This window comes from Streptomyces sp. LaBMicrA B280 (genome assembly GCF_049222185.1).
In the GTDB taxonomy this organism is placed as follows: domain Bacteria; phylum Actinomycetota; class Actinomycetes; order Streptomycetales; family Streptomycetaceae; genus Streptomyces; species Streptomyces murinus.
In genome coordinates this window covers 77,010-97,879 of the sequence record NZ_JBMJCT010000014.1, presented here as the reverse complement: position 1 = coordinate 97,879, position 20,870 = coordinate 77,010, and the positions used below count along the sequence as shown (strand labels likewise).

Below are 20,870 nucleotides of genomic sequence, written 5' to 3'. Positions count from 1 at the left end.
GATGCCGTCGATGCGGGCGGTCCTGGGGACGCGGCGGAGGGCTGCTGCCGTGCGAGTGGAGGAACTCGAAGCCGAACTGGGGCGTTTGCGGGCGGACTTGGTGGATGCCGAGGAGGTTCTCAGGCTTCGGACGATCGGCCTCGAGCAGTATCTGGAAGCGCTCGCCGAGGAGGAACAGCCGGCCGAGACGGTCGTTGGAGCGCCACCGAGGAAGCCGGTGGCCCGCGCCGTGCGATGTCGCATCGGGAGAATGCGGCCGGGGTCGAAGACCTGTCGGTGGACTACCGGGCGGTGATGGCTGCTGCGGCTGAGGCCGGGGGTGACGGGTTGGGTGCCAGGCGGGCGGCCGTGGTGCTCGGCTGGGACCGCGCTTCGGCCTCACGCGTCGAGGGTGCGAGAGCACGGCTGAAGCGGCTGGTGGAACGAGGCTGGCTGGTGGAGTCAAAGCCCGGAAGGTTCACCCTGCCGGCAGAACAGCGCATTGATGAGGCTGTGCGCCCGGGCGGCGGTTCATGAGGGCAATCATCGACCAGCGGATGACGTGACCGACTCCGAGGCCATCGGCGTCCGCCGATCCGGGCTCGGACACAGGTCCCACTTGGGTGGCGGCGGGCGGGGTCGGTGGCCCGGATCTGTAACGCTCGGCGGGTCCGGGCGGCAATGCCGCTAGCAGGTGTCCAAGCGGATGATGAGATGCTCGAAACGCCCCTGCCGGATTTGAGGGAATATCGGTAATAAGCAGTGGGGGCCGAAAGGCGGTAGGCCCGGGTCGGGTGACCCGGGCCTACCGGTTGGTACGCGAGGTGGTTCTAGGGACGCGGTCCCTTCAGGGTGTTCTCCTGCCGCTTGTGCAGCAGCCGCAGGACGAGCCAGATCAGCACGACCTGGACGATGCCCGCGATGGCGTGGACGGACGGGGCGTACGTGTCGGGGCCGGGGCTGTAGTCGTCGTAGCCGAAGACCACCGCTCCGAGGAGGAAGAGGATCGTCGTCACGAAGCCTGACGGGAAGGTGATGACTGAGAGAGCCACGCTCGCGGCGTCCTGACCGCGTTCCACGCTCAGGTAGTCCAGGCCGAACACCACCACCAGGTACACCAGGGCGAGGAGCGCGCCCGTCTTGCGGGAGGGGAGTGTCATGTTGTTCTTTTCCGGGCGCGTCATGCGTCACCCATGGTGTTGATGTAGTGGGTCAGGTCCTTGAGGTTACTGACGAGCTTGGACCAGGTGCTCTTCGCCTTCTTCACGTAGTTGCTCTTGCCGATGAACCAGGCGTCCGCCCCGGGCGGCACGTTTCCGTGGATGGTGATCCGCATCTGACCGCTCTTCAGATGGGTGAAGTAGAAGGAGATGAAGCCGGGGTAGTCGGGGTGGCCCCAGCGGGTGTTGAAGCGCCAGCCGTTGGAGGTGATGCTCTTCACCTTGACGGGGAACTGGATCTTGACGCCGAGAATTTTCACCCAGAGGTCCATCTTCTGGCCGACGTGGCTGAGCTTGCTGGGGTGGCCGCCGATCGGGAAGACCCAGTTGAAGTTGTCCCGGAACTTCTGGAAGTACCGGTGCGCCGACATGTGCGGGTTTCCGACGTTGTACTTCAACCAGTAGTCGAAGGTACCCGCGGTGTCCGTGCAGTTGACGGGGTCGCCGGAGCAGTAGCCGTAGGCGTTGTCGCCGCCGCCGGGCACCGGGTCCGTCTGCAGGAAGGTTCCGGTGGCCGGGTCGTAGCCGCGGGCGCCCAGCATCAGCAGTCCGCCCGGGGCGTCCGCAGCGCGTGCCGCGGTGCCGAGCCAGCCGTAGCCGCCGGTGGCGGTGGTGGTGTCGGGGGCTCCGTACTCGTCGAAGTGCTGGACCACCGGCGTACCGCCCGAGGCGAGCGGCAGTTGCACGCTGATGTCGCCGTGCAGGTTGGACAGTTGCAGCACGACGCTACCGCTCGCGTTCGTGAGGGCACTCAGTGCGCCGGTGAGGTCGACGACGTTGCGGCTGACCGTGGTGGTCGTGCCGGCCGTCGTGCTGCTCCATGCCTGGGTGTCCGCACCGGAGCGGTAGTGCCGGGTCGTGATCGACGTGGTGCTCCAGGTTCCGTCCGTGCCCTGGGTCTCCGCCGTGACGGTCGCCTGCCGGTCGGCCGCGTCCAGGCCCCAGGTCGTCCGTGTGGATCCCTTGGTGACCTGCCGGACCGTGTCGCCGGTGTAGTAGGCGGCCGTTGTGTCGTCGGTGCCGGTGGTACGGCGGCCGAAGGCGTCGTACACCGTCTTCGCCGTGGTCGTGCCGCGGGTCGCGGTGACCAGACGGTCGGCGCTGTCATACGTGTAGGACGTGCTGTCGGTCGTGGGTGTGCTGGTGCCCCCGCAGGCCTCGGCGACCGTGGACGTGGTCAGGCCGGTGCGGTTGCTACGGTCGTCACCGAACGTGTACACCCGGGTCGTGCACGTCGAACCGGTATCGTCCTGCGCGGACGTCAGATGGCCGACGCTGTCGTAGCCGTAGTCGCTGACGAGGGTGCCGCCGTCGGTCTGCGCGTGCGAGGCGAGCAGGCCGGAGACGGTGTAGTCGCCGTGGTCGGACAGCACAGTCGTGTCGTCCGAGGCGGTGTACTCGCGACCGGTCTCCCGGCCATCGGCGTCGTAGTCGACGGTGAGCTTGGTGCCGCCGGGCAGGGTCTCCTTCACGAGCTGACCGTCGCCGTCGTAGGTGCCGGTGAAGGTGCCCGCGACCGAGTCGGCGACCGAGGTCGGCAGCCCGCGCGGCTCGGCGGTGGTGTCGTAGGTATACGTGGAGGTGGAGGTGGCGGAGTCGGTGATGGTCAGGGCTCGGTTGAGCAAGTCGTAGCTGGTGCGGGTGGTGTTGCCTGTGCCGTCGTCGTACGCGATCTCACGGCCGAGGCGGTCGAGGGTCGAGGTGATCGTCTTTCCGCCGGCGGTGACCTTGGTCTCCAGGCCCGAGTCGTCGTAGCTGACGGTGGTGGCGGGCAGGGCGGTGCCGGTGCCGCCGGTCACGGTCGTCCCGAGCGCACGACCGGCCTGGTCGTAGCTGGAGGTGGTGGTGCGGGTGACGCCGTTCGCGGTCTCCTTGACGGTGTCGGCCTGGCCCCAGCGGCCGTAGGTGAAGGACTTGCTCACCAGCTGGGTGGGGTTGTCACCGCTGCCGGTGACGGTGCCGGCTGGGGTGATCGTGCAGACCAGTCCTGCCCACTCGGGGTGCCCGGCGCAGTCGCCGGTGGTGGCCCAGTAGACGGCCGTGGTCGTGCCCGCTCCGGTCGTGGAGGCGCCCGGCAGGGTGGTGCTCACCTGGCGGCCGGCCGCGTCGTAGGCGGCGGTTGTGGTGATCGCCTTGCCCGAGGGATCGCGGATCTCCTTGACGGCGAGGCCGGTCGTCCAGTCGTACACCGTGCGCACGGTGTCGGCATCGGCGTCGGCCGGGTACCCCTCGATCAGGGCGCCGGTGGTCTCGGTGGTGACCTGGTCGGCGACCGGGGAGGTGTCGGGACGGCCTTCGTCGTAGGCGCGCACGGTGTGGGCGCGGGCCAGGGCCGGGGTGCCGGCCGGCAGGTCAGTGCCGCCGGCGGGTGCGGTGACCTTGGTACGCAGGGTGACGGTGTGCAGCGGGCCGCTGCTTTCCCGCTCCAGGGAGGTGCCGTTGGTGCCGGGCAGGGCCGGGGTGCCGGCCGGCAGGTCAGTGCCGCCGGCGGGTGCGGTGACCTTGGTACGCAGGGTGACGGTGTGCAGCGGGCCGCTGCTTTCCCGCTCCAGGGAGGTGCCGTTGGTGCCGGGACCGTAGACGCTGGTGTCGGACAGCAGCAGGGCCGCCTCGGCGGTGCCCTGCGCGGTGGTCGCGGCGTCCGCGCGGACCTTGTCCAGCTCGGCCGCGAGGAGCGCGTCAGAGCTGGTCGTCTTCCCGAGCGCGAGTTCGCGGTTGGCGGCGGTCAGGTCCCGGACCTGGTTGCCGTCAGTGTCGTACTCGCTGGTCGAGATGTGCCCGCCGGGCTCGGCGACGTTCACGGTGTTCATGTCGTCGTCGAGATAGGTGATCGTGGCCCGGCGGTAGTCGGCCGCGGTCAGGGCCGTGCCGTTGTTCGCGGCGGGCGCCTGATCGGCCGGGAAGACCGCGGTGGCCCGGGTAGGCACGTCGCTCTGGCCCCAGGCGGCCACCGAGGCGGCGTCCATCGGGTAGGGCGCGGCGCTGCCGGAGACCGGGACGTCGTAGACGACCGAGGTCGTGGCGGTGCCGTTGGTGGTGCCGGAGGTGCCGGGCGTCAGGGTGGGCCGGGAGGCCTTCAGCAGCCGTCCGGCCGGGCCGTTGCCGTCACCGCCGGTGCTGTAGCTGAGCGTCCAGGGCAGTTCAGCACCGGACGTGTACGTCGCCACGCGGCCGGCGGCGTCGTAGGTGTACGTCTCCTTCTGGGCAGTGGAGACCCGCGGATCCCAGGCCTCGCGCAGCAGCCCGGAGCTGTCGTAGGCGTACTGGGCCACGACGGTCGAGGTGGCCGCGCTCGCGCCGGGGTCGGTGAGCCATACCTTCAGCTGCTTGACCTGGTCCTTGATGTCACCAAGGCTGCCAGCCGCAGCCGTGGTGGAGTCAGCGTAGACGAACTCCAGGACGCGGCAGCCCGCCGTGCTCGGCTTGGCGGCGCACGCGGTGTTGTCCTTGTCGACTGCCTTGTTGGGCGAGATCAGGTACTTGGGCCGACTGAGCGTGCGGGCACCGGAGGTCACCGGTTCCACGGCCACGGTGGTGGTGGAGTCCTCGGTGGACTGCTGGCTGGTGCGCAGGGTCCAGGTCGTGGCGTCGGTGAGTCGGCCGAAGGTGGACACCACACCGGTGACCGTGTCCTTCAGCGTGAAGGTGTCCTGGTCCAGGGCACCGGTCAGTGTCATCTGCTCGGCGCCGGGCTCGGCGGTCCAGGTGGTGGTGCCGGAGCGAGTGAAGGCAACCGAGCTGCCGTCGGCGTTCATCAGGGACACCGAGGTGCCCGAGGTCTTGCGCAGGCTGGTGTAACCGATGCCGGTGGTGGCCGTCACGGACGACACCCAGCCGGGGCCGAAGACGGGGGCCTGTCCGGCGGTCTCGGTGTCGACGGCGCGCGAGGAGAAGGTGCGGGAGACGGTCGCGTCGAAGACGGAGGCGTCGTCGGCCGTCATGGCGAAGTCGCCGGTGAGCAGGTTGACGCTGCCGGGGCCGACGTTCTGCTGCGGTGCCGAGCCGGCGGCCCGGTCCAGGGTGACGGAGACGGGTGTGCTGGAAGCCTTGGACCCGCCGTCCGTGAAGGTGGCGCGCAGCTGGACGGTGCCGTCGTCGTCGAAGGTGTCGTCCATGTGCCAGGTCAGCGCGGTGGCCGTGCCGCCGGTGACCGTGACGGGCCAGGCGGAGACGGTGGCAGAGCCCGCCGAGACGTCGCCCACCGGGACGGTGTGCCAGGTGTCGGCCGCGCCGCGGCGGTACTCCCAGGTCGCGCCGGTGAAACCGGCGTCGCCACTGGCCTTGAGGTCGACGTCGGAGGTGGTCCAGGCGCCATCGCGCGGGGCGGTCACCCCGAGGGAGCCGCTGCCCACGCCGAAGGAGTACACGGTGGTGGCCGACGACAGGTTGCCGCCGGAGTCGACGGTGCGGGCGCGCAGGGTGTGCGGGCCGTTGCCCGGGGCGATGGTGACGGTCTGTTCGTCGCCCCCGGTGCCGTCGGTGGTGTCCAGCGCGCGCTGGCCGAGCACCGTGGAGTCGAGACTCCACTGGAATCCGGCGCCGTCGGTGGAGGTGGTGTCGAGCGTGCACGGCACCCCGCCGGACGCCTTGGCGGTCCAGGCGCCGGCCGGGTAGGCGGCGCACTTGATCACGGGAGCGGCAGGCAGCCCGGTGTTCATCACGAACGTGGTGTAGCCGGACCAGGGACCGTAGTCGGTGCCGTCATAGCCGCGGACACGGAAGCGCAGGTGCTTGCCGGCCGGCAGCGCGGACGCGGCGGGCACGGTGATCGAGGCACTCCCACCCGAAGAAACGTTTCCGCTCGTCGCCGTGTAGGAGTATGTGGTGTCCGCGTAGGCCGGGTCGGCCGTGATCTCGAACTGGCCCTTGACGGAAGACCCGTCGGCGTCGGTGACCTTCGCGGACAGCGCGGGCGTCAGAGAGGTCGCGTACCGCTTGCCGTTGTAAGCGTTCAGGGCACTCGGCGAGATCGCCGCGCCGGAGGTGGTGGCGTACGAGTTGTAGGTCACGACCAGCTTCGGCGCGTACCCCGAGGTGGTGTAGTTAGCCGAACGAAAGCGCCGCCAGTTCGTGGAGTCCGTCTCGTCCGAGCTGCGCACCTGGATGCCGTTGTTCGTGGCGCCGTTGGCCCAGTCCTGGACCATCCCAGTCACTGTCCAGTTCGACCAGTTCGCCGGGCACGACGAGGAGTAGCCCCAGTGGCCGCCGTTGGTGGCCATGTTGGTCGTCGTGGTCGACGGCTGCGCGCCCCAGGTGAGGGTCGTGGTGTTCAGCGTGGAGGTGACCCGCTTGGCCTGGGTCACCGCGGTGCTGGAGCAGCTGGAGGAGTAGTACGAGTACAGCGACATCGTCGCCGACGTGATGTGCTTGCCCGTGACCTTCGACACGTCGAACTTCAGATATGAGCGCGCCGTGTCCGTACCACCGTCGTACGTGCCCGACTTCAGCTCCTGCGAGGACACTTGAGAGTCTGGGTAGTCCGGATTCTGCACCCACGTGTCCGTGGTCACCGCGAGGGTGGAGGTGGGATCCACGGTCACCGGGTAGGTCGCGGTGGCCAGGAAGTCCTTGTCCGGGGTCAGCACCAGGGTCTGCGAGCCGTCGGCCGCAGTCTCGACCTTCGTCGCCACCTGCTCCTGGTGCGCGGACTCGCCGGAGGCCGGGTCCTTGCTCGCGTCCCACATCATCGGGGCCGGCGCCTCGGCCATCAGGTCACCGCCGCTGTTCTTCAGCAGCAGGTGCCCGGAGTCGGCCTGGGACAGCTTCAGCCCGTCCAGGTTCAGCGGAATCCGGTACGACACCACGCCGCTGTCAGGCCGCTCGGTCAGCTTGACGTTCTCCGAGAAACCCTGCGCTAGCGCCGTGACGGACAGGGTCTGGCCACTGCCCAAGTCGTAGAAGGCGGTGCTGTCCTTGACCGTCGGGGTCGGCAGCTTGTCCTCCCAGCCCAGGCCGAAGGACTCCTTGCCCTTGGTCACCGACGCCAGATCCGTGTCACCACCGTCGGAGACAGCGACGTCAGCAGCCGCTGCGGCTGGCGTGAGGTCGGAGCCAGTGTCGGACAGCGACGTGTCGATGTCCTTCCACACGCCGTCCTGCTTCACTCGCACCGGACCCGCGTACGCCTCCGTCTCCAACTCACCGCTGGGCAGCGCATACGTCGTCGAATCCGTCGCCCGAGCGGACAACACCTCTATCTTCCGGTCCTGCAGACGTGCCATCAGCACCGCAGACGCCTCTTCCTGCGCCCGCGCAGGACCTGACGCCTTGGTGGCGTCCGACTGAGCGGACTCCGCCGACCTACCGGATGGCGGCGTGGCGAACGCGATGCCGGTGTTCTGCGACACCAGGGCGGCCTCGGCCGCGAACAGCATCACCACACCGATAGCGATCTGTCTTAGCCGTCGCGCGTGGCGCGACCAGCCCCTTCTCGTTCTGTCTTGGGCCACAGGTCTGTGACGCACGATCAGCTCCCTCCCTTGACACTCCGCAACGCGGAGCATCAGAAACGAACTGATCTTCACTGAAGGTTCGCAATAAACCCATGGGATGCGAAGAGATTAGTCAAGTAAGGGACTTGATTTAGTAAAGAATAATAAAAGGTAAGTCGATAGAGTACTCGGCTATGAGCGTCCTGATGGGGCTTCTGTAACCCTAGATCCGCATGTGGCGGATGCCGCGATGCCGTAAGGGGGTTCCCCTCGGCCGGTTCAAGATTTTTCCAAGGCATGGAAGAAAAAGCGGAGCAATCGGTAAGAATTTGACAAGAGTTGTGTCGGGTCGCCTCACCGCCGCTTCCCTGACGTCACGAGAGACCTCAAAGCGGCATGGCATCCGGGATGCCGCAACGCCCTCGCGCGTGCGTCCTCGTCGTCCCCCAGCCGGGAGCACCCGGCAGGGCGGACCGGACCCCAGCGGCAGCCGCCGTCGGCCGAATACCTGATGGAGTCGAAGTTCGGGCCGACGGATCCGCTGCCAGTCATCGTCCACGTCGGTGGCTGCACGATCCGGCAGGGGCGCCGGACGCCGTCCGCGATCAGCGCGAAGCAGGCCCGCATGGTGCTCACGGATCCGGTGATCGGGGCCGAGCCGTGCCTGATCTGCCGACCGGAGAACAGGCTGGGAGTCGACCTTGAGTGAGGAGCGCACCGTGGCTGACCTGGCGCAGCGGGACAGCGGGCCTACAGTCGAAGACGTGGACGGCACGCCGCGGCGCATCGACCCGGCCGCCACAGCGCAGCTGCTGGGTTGCTCACCGGCGCAGGTCGGCTACTGCCCTCGCTGCCAGGGCCTGAGCCGCCGCTACGGGCCCGGGGTCGAGGTCATCTGCCGGGCCTGCCGGGCGGCCGAGGCGTCCTCCGCCGACGGCGCTGCTCGCTGACCTCGCTGGTCGCCTCACGGTCTACGTCTTCCCTCGTACCGTCGAGCCCTTGGTGGCGCGACCTGCTCGTGGTGGGGCCTGCTGTCCGGATGGCGAAACGATTTGGGGATGTGACGTCGACCACAAGAGTGATCGTCGGCTCGGCAGTTCATGGCGTTTTCCGTAGCCCCTTGCGCTTCCGTCCGAAGGGCGTTCGCGCTGGTCACGGTACGTGTACGAACGGTAATCTACTGGCGGGTTAATTTCTGTGCGCACACGCGCGATCACCTTGGGTCAGAAAAAGATCGGGTGAGCGCTGCGCGTTTGGGCCCTCTGATCCGAAATGCTGCCGCCCGAGGACCCACCGCGGTGTCCTCCAGCGCAATCCGCCCTGCCCACGGGCGGGTTGACGCTGCTCGGTAGGAAGGACCAGAAGGCCCGTGTCCCACAACGAACTGTTCGCGCCGACGGCGGTGATCACCCCGGTCCGCGTCTTCCTCCCCGGCCTCCGCACGGGGGCGCGCCGCCTGCCGCCCGCTGGCGCCCCGGTCGGCGTCGCTGAACCGCGCCACCTCCAGCAGGGCCGCACTGCCGTGAGCGCGCCCACCACCACGGTTGCCGCCCGGGACACGGGGGCCTGACTCATGAGCGAGGACAGCGACGCCCATACCCTGCCCACCTCGTTCGAGGACCTCAACGCCTTGCACGGCATCCACTACGAGATGCCCACGACCCTGGACGCCTTCTACCGCCAGTACGCTCGGCCGCAGCTGCGCTACGCCGCCACCATGCTGGGCAGCGAGAAAGCCGCCAAGGCCGTCGTGCGCAGCCTCTACACCCACCTGGCCCTGAACTGGAAGGCGGTCCTCCTGGAGGAGGGCGGCCCCGAGGCGTACGCGTGGCGGGCGCTCAAACTCCGCGTGGAGACGCACGCCCGCATGACGATCGCGCCGACCGCCGACGGCCGCTCCAGGACTGCGTCAACAAACGACTGAACCACCGCCATCTACGAGGCGGTGCGTGCCACCCTGTCAGCCATGCGCTCCCAGATGGCGGACCTGGAGTCCCCGATCGGCCTCTACACCGCCATCGCCGTGCTGCCCGAGCGTCAGTTCGACGTGGTGATCATGCAATTTGTCCTGGGCTACCCGCCGAAAAAGGTCGCCGAGATCATGGGCATCCACGTGGGCACCGTACGCACGCACTGGCGTGTGGCCCGCCGGCGGATCGCCACCGAACTCGGCATCAAACTGGGCGACGACGAGGAGAAGGAGTAGACGTGCCGCGCCACATCGACAGGATCCTCGACCAGGCGGCCATCCCCGACACGGTCACCGACGACGAACTCGACGACCTGAGACAGGAGATCGTCCGTGACGTCACCGCCGCCCTCATGTTCGGCGCCCAGCCCGCGCCCCAAGGTCACCATCCCACCCGCCTCGATGCCGCCGAGGCGACCTTGAAGGCCCTGTCCGTGCGCCTCCTGCGCAGCGACGAGGCCGCCGAGCACCTGGCCAGGATCGCGGACGACCTGGTCGACATCGACGGCGCCCTGCACTTCGGCTGCCTGCTCAACCTCGCGAAGAAGCCGGAAGGGGCGCTGTGGTGGTGGCAGTACGCCGCCGGAGCCGGCCACGCCACGGCCGCCTACTGCCTGCACCTGTTCCACCTGCGCCGCGGTGAACTCCGGGACGCCGACCACTGGATGTGCCAGGCCCTCGACCTGGATTACGACATCGTCCTCGACCTCGACATCGCCTTCGCCCGCCGCCCCACCTGGCCCGTCCAGCCACGGGTCCGCCATCCGCAAGCTCTGCGCGAAGCAGTGGAGCGCCTCAAAGTCGAGGACGCCAACGGCGAGTTCCATCACCCGGACCAGGCACTGGCCGACCAGCTGGAGGAGTTCTCCGCCAGCTGCTGACACGCCGGTCCGCCGGAACGGGGCCCGCATCAACGGTCGGGCCCCGACCCAGGTCAGGCGAAGTGCTTCTTGGCCAGGGCCTCCAGAGTGCCGTCCGCGCGAAGCGCGACCAGCGCATCGTTGAACTTGCCCAGCCGCGCATCGCCTTTCTGGACGGCGACGGCCTGGCCCTGGCCGAAGTGCCTCGCGTCGGTGAGCTGCGGGCCCACCGGCACCATCTGCGCGGGGCGAGCCGCAGCGACGTCGTCGAGAAGAGATCGAGCCTGCCGGCCTGGAGATCCAGGTAGATCTCGTTGTGGGTCCCGTAGGAGACGACAGCCGCGCCCTGACGCGCCAGGACCTCCTTCGAAAAGGTGGAAGGTGTTGCCCCGCTGTACGCCGATCTTCTTGCCGCCCACTTCGTCCGGTCGTAGCGCGGAGGAGAAGCACGGGCGGGCACGGCGCTGGGTGTAGGTACGGTCGGCACGGAATCGGCGGACCTCGGCGTGGGCACCGGCCTCCAGAGTCCTGCCCGGGGCTGAGAAACGAACATTTGCGAGAAGGGCGGCGCGACCGGCTTCTGCGGCTGCGGGATACTTATTGCACATAGTTTGCAAGAACGTTTGATGTGCGAGAGAGGATCGCTGTGGTTGCTCCGGTGGTGCTGGGCATCGAGTCGTCGTGCGACGAGACCGGGGCCGGGATCGTCTCCGACGGTCGGCTGCTGGCGCACGTGGTGGCGTCGAGCATGGACGAGCACGCCCGTTTCGGGGGTGTGGTCCCCGAGATCGCTTCCCGTGCCCATCTCCAGGCGTTCAGCCCCGTGGTGAAGGAGGCCCTGGGGCAGGCGGGGATCGGCTTGGGGGACATCGACGCCGTGGCGGTGACCACCGGGCCCGGTCTCTCCGGCGCGCTCCAGGTCGGACTATCGGGAGCGCAGGCGCTGGCCTATGCCGCAGGAGTCCCGCTGTACGGGGTACACCACCTGGCTGGTCATGTTGCGGCCGACACGCTGGAGCACGGGCCGCTGCCCGACCCGTGCATGGTGCTGATCGTCTCCGGCGGCCACACCTCACTGCTGCTAGTGCGGGATCTTGTCCGTGATCCGATCCTGCACCTGGGCGACACCATCGACGACGCTGCCGGCGAGTGCTTCGACAAGGTCGCCCGTGTCTTCGGCCTGCCCTATCCGGGCGGGCCGGCCATCGACCGCGCCGCCCGTGGGGGCGACCCCTGCGCGGTGGCTTTCCCCCGCCCGCTGCTGGGTTCCAAGGAGAACCCGTACGGATTCTCCTTCTCCGGGCTGAAGACGGCGGCAGCTCGCTGGGCCGAGCAGCACCACCGGCGCGGCGAGGAACTGCCCCTGGCCGACGGCGCTGCCTCCCTCCAGGAGGCCGTCGCCGATGTCCTGACCCGCAAGGCGCTGGCAGCTTGTCGCCGATACGAGGTGCGCACCCTTGTCGTAGTCGGCGGTGTTGCGGCGAACTCACGTGTGAGGGCCCTGGCCGAGGAGCGGTGCGAGGCCGCCGGGGTGGAGCTGCGGGTGCCGCCGCTGACGTTGTGCACCGACAACGGGGCGATGATCGCCGCCGTCGGCGACCTCCTGGTGCGGGCCGGTGCCGATCCGGCGCAGCTGGATGTGTCGATCGACCCGTCGGCACCGCTGGAGTACGCGGCTTTGCATCCGGCCGCGGGACCCGCGCGGGTCGCATGAGCGGCGTCGTTGTGCACCGACTGCCGGGCGCCGAGCTCTTGGCCCGGGAGGGCGAGGTACGTCGCGTCTACGCGCAGGCGCTCACCGGGCCACCTTGGAGGGAGGACTCCTCGGCCTCGGGCCGGTTCCTGCGGCGGCTGGCCGACGACGTCGCACGGCCCGGGTTCACGGCTGCCGACGCGGTCCGGGACGGCGCCTTGGTCGGGCTGGCCACCGCCTGGATGACACCCGACCCCTTTCCTTCCGGCCGTTGCTACCCGCAAGCGGCACTCGCCCTCGGGCCGGAGCGTACGGCGCGATGGCTGGGAGGGCGGGAGGTCGACGAACTCGCCGACGCCACCGCTGCCCGCGGTCGGGGTGCGGGTGCCGCCCTTCTGGACGCGGTCACCGAGGATGCGCCCGACGGCCGGTGCTGGCTGCTGACTTCCGCCCACGCCTGTGCCGCCGTTGCCTTCTACATACGTCTGGGCTGGACCCAGGCCACCCACCCCGCTCCCGAGGGGACCGGTAGCGCGGTCTTCCTCGGACCCGGGCACCCGGCCAAGGCCGCCGCCCGCCCCCTGTGACCGAACCGAAGGAACGCTCGTGCTCACCGCAGACATCCGCAGCCGCTTCCTCGACCACTTCGCCGCCCGCGGCCACACCGTGGTCCCCAGCGCGCCACTCCCCACACCCGACCCGACGCTGCTGTTCGTCAACGCGGGCATGGTGCCCTTCAAGCCGTACTTCACCGGTGAAGCCGCACCGCCGTGGCAGCGGGCGACCAGTGTGCAGAAGTGCGTGCGGACCCTAGACATCGAGGAGGTCGGCAAGACCACCCGGCACGGCTCGTTCTTCCAGATGAACGGCAACTTCTCCTTCGGGGACTACTTCAAGGAGGAGGCCATCACCTACGCCTGGGACCTGTCCACCCGCTCTCGGGCCGAGGGCGGCTACGGGCTGGACCCGGACAAGATCTGGGTGACCGTGCACCACTCCGACACCGACGCCCGCGGCATCTGGCGGCAGGTCGCCGGCCTGCCCGACGAGCGGATCGTGGCCCGCGGCGACGAGGACAACTTCTGGTCCATGGGCGTGCCCGGCCCCTGCGGCCCGTGCTCGGAGTTGTACTACGACCGCGGCCCAGCGCTCGGCCGGGAAGGCGGGCCAGCCATCGACGAGGACCGGTACATGGAGTTCTGGAACCTGGTCTTCATGCAGTACGAGCGCGGCGAGGGCCCCGGCAAGTCCGGCTACCCCATCCTCAGGGAGCTACCGCGCCGCAACATCGACACCGGCATGGGCCTGGAACGCATGGCCACCCTCCTCCAGGGCGTGGACAACCTCTACGAGATCGACGAGATGCGCCCCGTCCTCGACCACGCCGCCGACCTCGCCGGCATCCGGTACGGGGCCGATGCCCAGGCCGACGTGCGCCTGCGGGTCGTGGCCGACCACGTCCGCACGGCCCTGATGCTCCTTGGCGACGGGACGGCACCCGGCAACGAGGGCCGCGGCTACGTCCTGCGCCGCATCCTGCGCCGCGCAGTGCGCTCCATGCGCCAGCTCGGCTACGGCGACCCGGCCCTGCCCGAGCTGCTGCCCGTGGCCCGCGACTGCATGGCGCCCAGCTACCCGGAGGTCACCGAGGTCTTCGCCCGGATCTCGGACCAGGCGTACGGCGAGGAGGACGCCTTCCGGGCCACCCTCAAGCAGGGCACCACCGTCCTGGACACCGCCGTCACCACAGTCAAAGCCAGCGGTGGCCGGACCCTGCCTGGCGCCCAGGCGTTCCTCCTGCACGACACCTACGGCTTCCCCATCGACCTCACCCTGGAGATGGCCGCCGAACAGGGCGTTGAGGTCGACCGGGACGGCTTCACCGCGCTGATGAACGAACAGCGCGAACGAGCCAGGGCCGACGCGCGCACCCGCAAGTCCGGCGGAGCCCTCGATACCAGCACCCTGCGGGCCGTCCTGGACGAGCACGGCACGACCAACTGGCGGGCCTGGGAAACCCTGACCACCGAATCCCGCATCCTTGCTGTCCTCGGTACTTCCGGCCGAGTGCAGGTCGCACGGGAGGGCGAAATCTTCAGCGTCGTCCTGGACCGCACACCGTTCTACGCCGAGTCCGGCGGCCAGGACAGTGACGCCGGGCGCCTGACCGCCGCCTCGGGAGAAGCCGAAGTGCTCGATGTACAGCGGCCACTGCCCGGTCTGGTCGTCCACCAGGTCCGTATCACCGCCGGAGAACTCGCCCTCGGCGACGCGGTGGTCGCCGCGGTGGACGCGGAATGGCGGCTCGGTGCACGCCAGGCTCACTCCGGTACCCACGTCCTGCACGCGGCCCTGCGCGAGGTCCTCGGCCCGACCGCCTTGCAGGCTGGCTCCTACAACCGGCCCGGCTACCTCCGCCTGGACTTCCCTTGGCGCCGCGCCCTGGGAGCCACGGTCCGCAGCGAGGTCGAGGACGTCGCCAACCGCGCCCTGCGCCGCGACCTGTCCGTCGCAGTGCGGTGGATGACCCTGCCCGAGGCCAAGGAACTCGGAGCGCTCGCCCTGTTCGACGAGACCTACGGGGAAAAGGTCCGCGTCGTGGAAATCGGCGGGGCCTGGTCGCGCGAGCTGTGCGGCGGCACCCACGTCGAGCACGCCTCCCAGATCGGCACCGTCGCCGTCACCTCGGAAGGCTCCGTCGGCGCCGGAATGCGCCGGCTGGAGGCCGCGGTCGGCATCGAAGGATTCGCCTACCTCGCCCGTGAACGCGACCTCGTGACCCGGATCGCCGAACAGCTCGGCGCACCACGCACGGAACTGCCGGAGAAGATCGCAAGTCTGCTGGACCGGCTCAAAGCCGCCGACCGGGAAAACACCCGACTCAAGCAGCAGACCACCCATGCCCGCGCGGGCGAACTCGCCAGCGCGGCCGTGGACGCTAACGGCGTCCAGGTCGTCACCACCACCACGCAGGGCAGCACGGACGACGCCCGTGCCCTGGCCACCGCCGTCCTCGACCGCCTGCCGGCCGCCCCTGGGACGGTCGCCGTCGCCTTGCCCACTGGCACCGTCGTCATCGCCGTGAATCAAGCCGCGCACGACACCGGACTGAGCGCCTCGGACCTGGTCAAGCGTCTCATGAACGGCCGCGGTGGCGGCTCCCCGCACCTCGCCCAGGGCGGCGGTCTGTCCCCCGACCGCCTGACGAGCGCTCTGGAAGACCTGCCCCGCCTCATCGCCGGACACTGACCATCCCCGATCACAATCGCCACCCCGCAGGAACGAGAACGAGGGTGCTCCCACAAACCGGTCAATCCGAAGTGCCGTCGTCCTCGTCCAGTTCTCGTGCGTCCGGGTCGCGCAGGGGGCGCAGGGCGCCAGCGGCTGGGGTCGAGGCGGTGAAGCTGTAACGGCCGAACACGTTGAGGTTGCGATGCTTGAGCGGAGAGAGCCGAGTGCCCCCTCGGTACCGACGGTGCGCTCCGAGCTGCGCCAACTCGCCCGAGGCCGGGGAGCCGTCCGGACCGCCTCAGCGAACCCGTCCCGGCCACCACGTAGCCCCACGGCCCGAGATGTTGCTCACGCCGTTAGTCGGCGGTGTAGTTGAGGAAGTCGGCGACGACGGGTACGCCGCGGCGGCGGCTGAGTTTCTGCCGGAGGTCGTTCAGGGTGTTGGTGCCGCGTGCGGAGGTGACGCCGCCCATGCGGGCGACGGCGGTGTGCGCGGTGTCGATGGCTGCGTCGATGTCGCCGAGGGCGAGGTGGGCTTCGGCGAGGCGTGCGAGGTAGATGGCGTGCCCGCGCGGGAAGGCGTCCCCGTTGTACGCCTCGCCGTCACTGTGGTGGGCGGTGGAGGCGTCCTGGAAGTGCTTGAGGGCTTGGCGGGGGTTGCCGAGGTTGAGGGCGGAGCTGCCAAGGAGCTGATGGGTTTCGCCGAGGTTGAACCAGTAGACGCAGGCCGGGTCCGCTTCCATCGGGCCGGCGTTCGTGTAGGTGTCCAGGGCGGCGTTGGCGGAGCGGTCGGCGGCGCGGGCGTCGCCGGCGTGCGCGTGGGCCCGGCAGGCTCGGGCGTGGAGCATGGCGGTCATGCGGGCGGAGCCGATGCGCGGGGCCTGGGCCAGGGCGGCGTCGATGAGGTCGACCGCGCCGCGCGGGTTGCCGGTGGAGTACTGCTGGATGGCCCAGAACGCAAGTGCGTTCGCGCCCACGACCGGGTCGTCGGCGCTCGCGGCGGCCCGCATGGCGGTGACGTAGTGACGTTCGGCTGCGGCGATCCGGCCGCTGTCGTACGCCGTCCAGCCGGCCGACCGGGAAGCCTCGGCTGCCGCGCCGAATAGCCGGCGCCCGACGCGCTCGCTGTAGGAGGCGTCCTTGAGCGCGCTGAGGATGAGCCGTAGTTCGGCGCGAGCGGCGGCGTATACCTCGCCGGAGCCCAGCTCGTCGTCAAGGTGTCGCAGTTCTTCCAGGCGGCGTTCGAACCGGTCGGGGGTGCTGTCGTCGATACGGCGGCCGCCGGTGGAGGCGGCGCCCGCGGGGGCGGCACCGGACCACTGGGCGACGGTGCCAGTGAGGGTGACGGATGTGGTGATCAGGAACTTCCTGCGGTCCACCGGACCTCCTGCGATCTCCAGTGCGTGCACGGTCGCCGTGGTGGTCCACGGGGCGGTGAGAACGGCGTGGTCGTCGGGCACGGCGAGCAAGAGCCAGCCCGGCCACCCGTGCGCGAGTACGGCTTCGGGCGGGATCTTCTCCAGCGCGGCCATGGCGAACTGGGTGCGCAGGGTGGGCGCGTTCTCGCCGCTGACCCACCGCGACGCCTTCTCCTTACGGTGCCCCATCTGCCCGTACCCCATACGCCGGTGCTGCGCGGCCACCCGGAACAGGTACGCCTCGTTACTCATCCCGCGCTGTGAGAGCAGGTAGGCGAGTGGGTGCTGTTCGGCGGTGGTGTCCACGGTCACGGCGGCATCCCTTTCGCGAGCACACGGGCCACCAGTCTTCCGGCAACGCAGAGGCGTGGGAAGGGCACCGGGACCGGACCGCAACTCACCGCAACCGGCGGCAACCGGCCGCAACGCCGCCGCTCTGTGCCCTGGGCGGCGGGCGCGGTGTGGTGAGTCCCAGCGGCCCGGCCGGGCCGCCGCAGGACCGAGGTGTCGGGAGAGACGCATGGGGACGATGACGTTCGCCACGACGGCAGCCACCGAGACGGACAGTCCGGGGCCGGAGCTGCTGGAGCAGGTGGCCCGGCTGGCCGACCTGGACGAGACACTGGTGGAGCGGATGCGGGCGGAAGCGCTCGGGGCGCCGACGCGGGGGAAGGTCGCCTACGGGGAGTACCAGTCCGGAGGCTGGTGGACCGCCTCGCTGATGAACCACTCCGTCGACGGGGACCCGCACGACGTCCTGATCGGTGATGGCCGGCCTGGCCCGACAACCCTCCTGGACCGCATGCCCGTTACCAAGGGGTTCCTGGCGGGGCTGGGACTGGACTTCATGTACGTACGTCTCGCCCGCCTGGAGCCGCACTCCTACCTGTGGGAGCACCGCGACTACGCGGAGCTGAACGAGCGCGGCCGGCACCGTCTGCACATCCCGCTCGTCACCAACCCGTCGGCGGCCCTCGTTACGGCAGGGGCCCGGGTGCACATGGGAGCCGGCTCCCTGTGGCGGCTCACGCCGTCCCGCGCCCACGGGGTCCGCAATGCCACCGGCCCGGCCCGGCTGCACCTGATCGCCGACGTCTACACCGACGACGCCTACCGGGAGCTCGCCGCCCACCCGCACCTGCGCACGGGCGACGCCGTCCGGCTGCCGGTGCTGACGGCCGCCGACCGCAGCCGGCTGATGAAGCAGGCCGCGGAACTGGCCTCGCTCGGGTTCCTCGCCTCCGCTGAGCAGGTCCTGCTGCGGGCGTACTACGCCTACGCGCTCCCCGAGGGCGGGGCCTACGACCTGATCACCGAACTCCACACGAACCGCGGGGCCGACACGGACGCCACCCGATGGAAGGAGGCCAAGCAGCACCTGCTCGCCCGCTGACCCGCACCTGTTCTCCCGCAGGAAGGAACGCCGAATGACTACGGCAACACCCCCGGCGCCGCTGTCGCCGCTGGAGGAACTGGCTTACGCCCACCGGCCCCCGCAGCTGACGGTGCTGGCCGATCTGGTGCAGATGCTCTCCGATGTTCCGGCGGTGACGCAGCTGCTCGTGCGGGGCTCCCTGGCGACCGGCACGGCGGACCGGCTGTCCGACGTCGACCTGGTCGTCGCCGTACGGGACGACCGCCTGCTGACACTGATGGCCAGTTTGGACGCGGTGATGTCCACCGAGTTCGGCGCACTGCTGCCCGGCTGGCGCGACACCATCGTCGGCGACCTGGGCGGCGCGGGCTTCGTCTATCTGCTCCCGCACGACGGGCACCTGCTCCAGCTCGACCTCTACCTCTGCCCGGACAGCGCCGTGGACGCGCTGCGCCGCCGGATAGGCCCGCGCCTCCTCTGGCAGGAGACCCGCACCGACACCGGCCCCCACCCGGACGGGAACGCGGCGACCCGGGCGGAGACGGCCACGGAGCTCGCCCGTACGGCGGCAGCGCCGGCGGACTGCTCGACGCTGCTGGTGCAGGCGATGGTCCTGCACGCGATGCTCCGCAAACGCGTCCTACGCGGCCAGGAGTACATCGCCTACGGGCTCCTGCACCAGCTGCACGCCACGTGCCGGGACATGATCCGCACCGCCCTGGTCCCGCACTCCCGTCACCACGGCTGGTACCACCTGCCCGACGAAGTGGGTCGCACGACGATCGGTCGCGACTGCCTGGCAGAGCTGACCGACGCCCTGAGCGGCCCTCCCGTACCCACCGTCGCGCAGGCGGACCAAGCGCTGGAGCGGATCGTGCGCCTGACCGGGCGGGTTGCCCCGCACGCGGTCGCCGCCCTGTCGGACGAGATCACCGCCTATCGCGCCTATCAGAACCAGGAGGGACAGTCATGACCCATCCCGCGCGCACCGCGGCGCTGTTCGCCGGCGTCGTCGCCCGCCCCGGCGAACAGCACCTCGCCCTGGCCGCCGGGGACGCCCTGGGCGCGGCCAGGTACGGGCTGCGGCACGGCGGCTACAACGGCCTGATGGAAGCCGCTGCTCAGGGCGCCGCCCGCCACGGGGTACCGGTCACCGCGGTCACCCTGGCCGACCAGGACTGGGGACCGTTCAACCCGCACGTCACCGACGCCGTGTACGCGCCGACGATGGGGATGCGCCTGCACGCGTACCTCGACGACGTGGACCTGGTCGTGGTGATGGGCGGCGGGGTCGGCACGCTGCACGAGGTGACCGCGGCCCTGTACTACGCGACGACGATCCGCCCCGTCCCCGTGCGGCTGCTGGGCCCGGCCGCCTGCCGCCTCGGCACCTTCCTCCGTGCGGAGCAGTGGCTGGTGGAAGGGCCGACCCGGCCGTTGGGGTTCCTCGCCGACCTTCCCGACGCCGCCGCGCTGGAGAAGGACCTGAGTGCCCTCACTTCCGGGAGCTCGCGATGACGGCCCCGACGACGTCCGCCGTCCTCACGGACCGGATCGGTGCCGCGTTCCGGCCCGGCCCCTACCAGCTCCCCGACGGGCGCACCCTCGACTCCTACTTCGACCCCTACCAGCTGGCCGCCGACCCGCTGCTGCTCCGGGAGACCGCGGCCGCGCTCGCCGCCCTGCTGCCCTCGGACACCGAGGTGGTGGCCGGGCCGGCGCTCGCGGCGATCCCGCTCGTGACCGCAGTGTCCCTGCACACCGGGCTGCCCGCGGCCTACGTACGGGCCGCGCCGAAGGAGCACGGGACATGGCGGCAGATCGAGGGCGCCGGCCTGGAGGGCCGCCGCACCGTCCTGATTGACGACACCGCCCGCAGCGGGGCCAGTCTCCTGCGCGGCGCCCGGCTGCTACAGATCGCGGGCGCCCGCGTCACCACCGCGCTCTGCGTCCTCAACCGCGACGCCGGGGCCACCACCCTGCTCACCGAGCACCGGATGACCCTGGCCGCGCTGCTCACCGATCCGGGAAGTGCCCGGTGACCCGGCAAGCAGCGCTCTTCGACCTCGACGGCGTCCTCCTCGACAGCGGCCCGGCCGTGCGCGCCGCCCTGGCGGCGGTCGCGACGTGTGCGACCGGCCACCGCACCACCCCGGCGGATCTCCCGCCCGGCGCCCTGCGCCGCCCCCGCACTGAGGTCCTGTCCCTTCTGGGGGTCGCCGACCCGGACGACGCCTGCAGCCGGTGGTGGGACGGCGCACTCGCCGCCGCACTGCCCACCGCGTTCGCCGGTGTGCTCACCGGGCTGCTGGCCCTGCGCGCCGTCAACGTCGCGCTCGGGGTCGTCACCCTCCAGGACCGCGACCGCCTGCCCTGGTACCTGCCACCTGCTCTCACGGACCTGCTGGACGTCGTGATCACCCGACAGGACGCACCCGCGAAACCGGCCCCCGACGGTCTGCACGCCGCCCTGGTCCGGGTCGGCGTCCGGCCCGAGCAGGCGGTATTCGTCGGGGACAGCCCCGGCGACATGAGCGCCGCGCGCGCCGCCGGTGTCCTCGCGTTCGGCGCAACCTGGGGCTGGCACCCGCCCGCCGCCCTCCACACGGCCGGAGCCCACCACCTCCTGCCTGACCCCACCCGCATCGGACCGTCCCTCCTGCATCACCTGACCCCAATCCCCACGACCTGACC

General features: G+C 70.3%; 18 protein-coding genes and 1 pseudogene. 15 read left to right on the top strand and 4 right to left on the bottom strand.

Translation table 11 applies throughout. The features are described from left to right. The first annotated feature begins 10 nt into the window (after nt 1-10). Nucleotides 11-516, top strand: a pseudogene (locus ACLF5H_RS14905) (hypothetical protein). 293 nt (nt 517-809) lie between these two features. Here the strand turns inward: ACLF5H_RS14905 and ACLF5H_RS14900 are convergent. Beyond that, nucleotides 810-1,163, bottom strand: a complete 354-nt coding sequence (locus ACLF5H_RS14900) for a hypothetical protein (RefSeq protein ID WP_421676555.1) — start codon at nt 1,161-1,163, stop codon at nt 810-812. Next, nucleotides 1,160-7,573, bottom strand: coding sequence for a DNRLRE domain-containing protein (locus ACLF5H_RS14895; protein ID WP_421676612.1), 6,414 nt, complete (start codon nt 7,571-7,573; stop codon nt 1,160-1,162). Before ACLF5H_RS14895 ends, ACLF5H_RS14900 begins: the two co-directional genes overlap by 4 nt. Before the next feature lie 568 nt (nt 7,574-8,141). Between ACLF5H_RS14895 and ACLF5H_RS14890 the strand changes: the two genes are divergently transcribed. The 6 genes from ACLF5H_RS14890 (at nt 8,142) to ACLF5H_RS14865 (ending at nt 10,480) form a co-directional block, all read left to right on the top strand. Then, entirely contained in the window at nt 8,142-8,339 is a 198-nt protein-coding gene (locus tag ACLF5H_RS14890) for a DUF6233 domain-containing protein (RefSeq protein WP_421676554.1), read from the top strand. A 10-nt stretch (nt 8,340-8,349) separates the two neighbouring features. Then, entirely contained in the window at nt 8,350-8,580 is a 231-nt protein-coding gene (locus tag ACLF5H_RS14885) for a hypothetical protein (RefSeq protein WP_421676553.1), read from the top strand. Between the two features lie 419 nt (nt 8,581-8,999). After that, nucleotides 9,000-9,200: a hypothetical protein gene (locus ACLF5H_RS14880; RefSeq protein ID WP_421676552.1), complete on the top strand. Its 201-nt coding sequence runs from the start codon at nt 9,000-9,002 to the stop codon at nt 9,198-9,200. A gap of 3 nt (nt 9,201-9,203) precedes the next feature. Then, complete coding sequence (locus ACLF5H_RS14875; protein ID WP_421676551.1) at nt 9,204-9,554, top strand: hypothetical protein; 351 nt, start codon at nt 9,204-9,206, stop codon at nt 9,552-9,554. 42 nt (nt 9,555-9,596) lie between these two features. After that, entirely contained in the window at nt 9,597-9,836 is a 240-nt protein-coding gene (locus ACLF5H_RS14870; protein WP_421676550.1) for an RNA polymerase sigma factor, read from the top strand. Nucleotides 9,837-9,838: 2 nt separating this feature from the next. Beyond that, entirely contained in the window at nt 9,839-10,480 is a 642-nt protein-coding gene (locus ACLF5H_RS14865; protein WP_421676549.1) for a hypothetical protein, read from the top strand. Between the two features lie 53 nt (nt 10,481-10,533). On the opposite strand, the gene ACLF5H_RS14860 is transcribed toward ACLF5H_RS14865, so the two are convergent. After that, a complete protein-coding gene (locus ACLF5H_RS14860) occupies nt 10,534-10,689 on the bottom strand; it encodes a hypothetical protein (RefSeq protein WP_421676548.1) in 156 nt (51 codons plus the stop codon). Nucleotides 10,690-11,117: 428 nt separating this feature from the next. On the opposite strand from ACLF5H_RS14860, the gene tsaD reads away from it, so the two are divergent. From tsaD to alaS, 3 genes are read left to right on the top strand one after another with little or no spacing between them, the layout of a single operon-like run. Beyond that, nucleotides 11,118-12,173 (top strand): tRNA (adenosine(37)-N6)-threonylcarbamoyltransferase complex transferase subunit TsaD, encoded by a 1,056-nt coding sequence (tsaD, locus tag ACLF5H_RS14855; protein WP_421676611.1) that lies wholly within the window; start codon nt 11,118-11,120, stop codon nt 12,171-12,173. Continuing rightward, nucleotides 12,170-12,739, top strand: coding sequence for a GNAT family N-acetyltransferase (locus ACLF5H_RS14850; protein ID WP_421676547.1), 570 nt, complete (start codon nt 12,170-12,172; stop codon nt 12,737-12,739). Before tsaD ends, ACLF5H_RS14850 begins: the two co-directional genes overlap by 4 nt. A gap of 19 nt (nt 12,740-12,758) precedes the next feature. Next, nucleotides 12,759-15,401, top strand: coding sequence for an alanine--tRNA ligase (alaS, locus tag ACLF5H_RS14845; protein ID WP_421676546.1), 2,643 nt, complete (start codon nt 12,759-12,761; stop codon nt 15,399-15,401). 338 nt (nt 15,402-15,739) lie between these two features. Here the strand turns inward: alaS and ACLF5H_RS14840 are convergent, their stop codons facing one another. After that, the gene (locus ACLF5H_RS14840; RefSeq protein WP_421676545.1) at nt 15,740-17,113 is read right to left on the bottom strand and encodes a transcriptional regulator; all 1,374 of its coding nucleotides are present in this window, start codon (nt 17,111-17,113) and stop codon (nt 15,740-15,742) included. Between the two features lie 208 nt (nt 17,114-17,321). Between ACLF5H_RS14840 and ACLF5H_RS14835 the strand changes: the two genes are divergently transcribed. From ACLF5H_RS14835 to ACLF5H_RS14815, 5 genes are read left to right on the top strand one after another with little or no spacing between them, the layout of a single operon-like run. After that, nucleotides 17,322-18,194, top strand: coding sequence for an aspartyl/asparaginyl beta-hydroxylase domain-containing protein (locus tag ACLF5H_RS14835; protein ID WP_421676544.1), 873 nt, complete (start codon nt 17,322-17,324; stop codon nt 18,192-18,194). A gap of 34 nt (nt 18,195-18,228) precedes the next feature. Further along, nucleotides 18,229-19,149, top strand: coding sequence for a nucleotidyltransferase domain-containing protein (locus ACLF5H_RS14830; protein ID WP_421676543.1), 921 nt, complete (start codon nt 18,229-18,231; stop codon nt 19,147-19,149). Continuing rightward, nucleotides 19,146-19,694, top strand: coding sequence for an LOG family protein (locus ACLF5H_RS14825; RefSeq protein ID WP_421676542.1), 549 nt, complete (start codon nt 19,146-19,148; stop codon nt 19,692-19,694). Before ACLF5H_RS14830 ends, ACLF5H_RS14825 begins: the two co-directional genes overlap by 4 nt. Next, nucleotides 19,691-20,218, top strand: coding sequence for an orotate phosphoribosyltransferase (locus tag ACLF5H_RS14820; protein WP_421676541.1), 528 nt, complete (start codon nt 19,691-19,693; stop codon nt 20,216-20,218). Before ACLF5H_RS14825 ends, ACLF5H_RS14820 begins: the two co-directional genes overlap by 4 nt. Continuing rightward, on the top strand, nt 20,215-20,868 hold the full coding sequence (locus ACLF5H_RS14815; protein ID WP_421676540.1) for an HAD family hydrolase: 654 nt from the start codon (nt 20,215-20,217) through the stop codon (nt 20,866-20,868). The genes ACLF5H_RS14820 and ACLF5H_RS14815 overlap by 4 nt, the downstream gene beginning before the upstream one ends. The last annotated feature ends 2 nt before the right edge of the window (nt 20,869-20,870 follow it).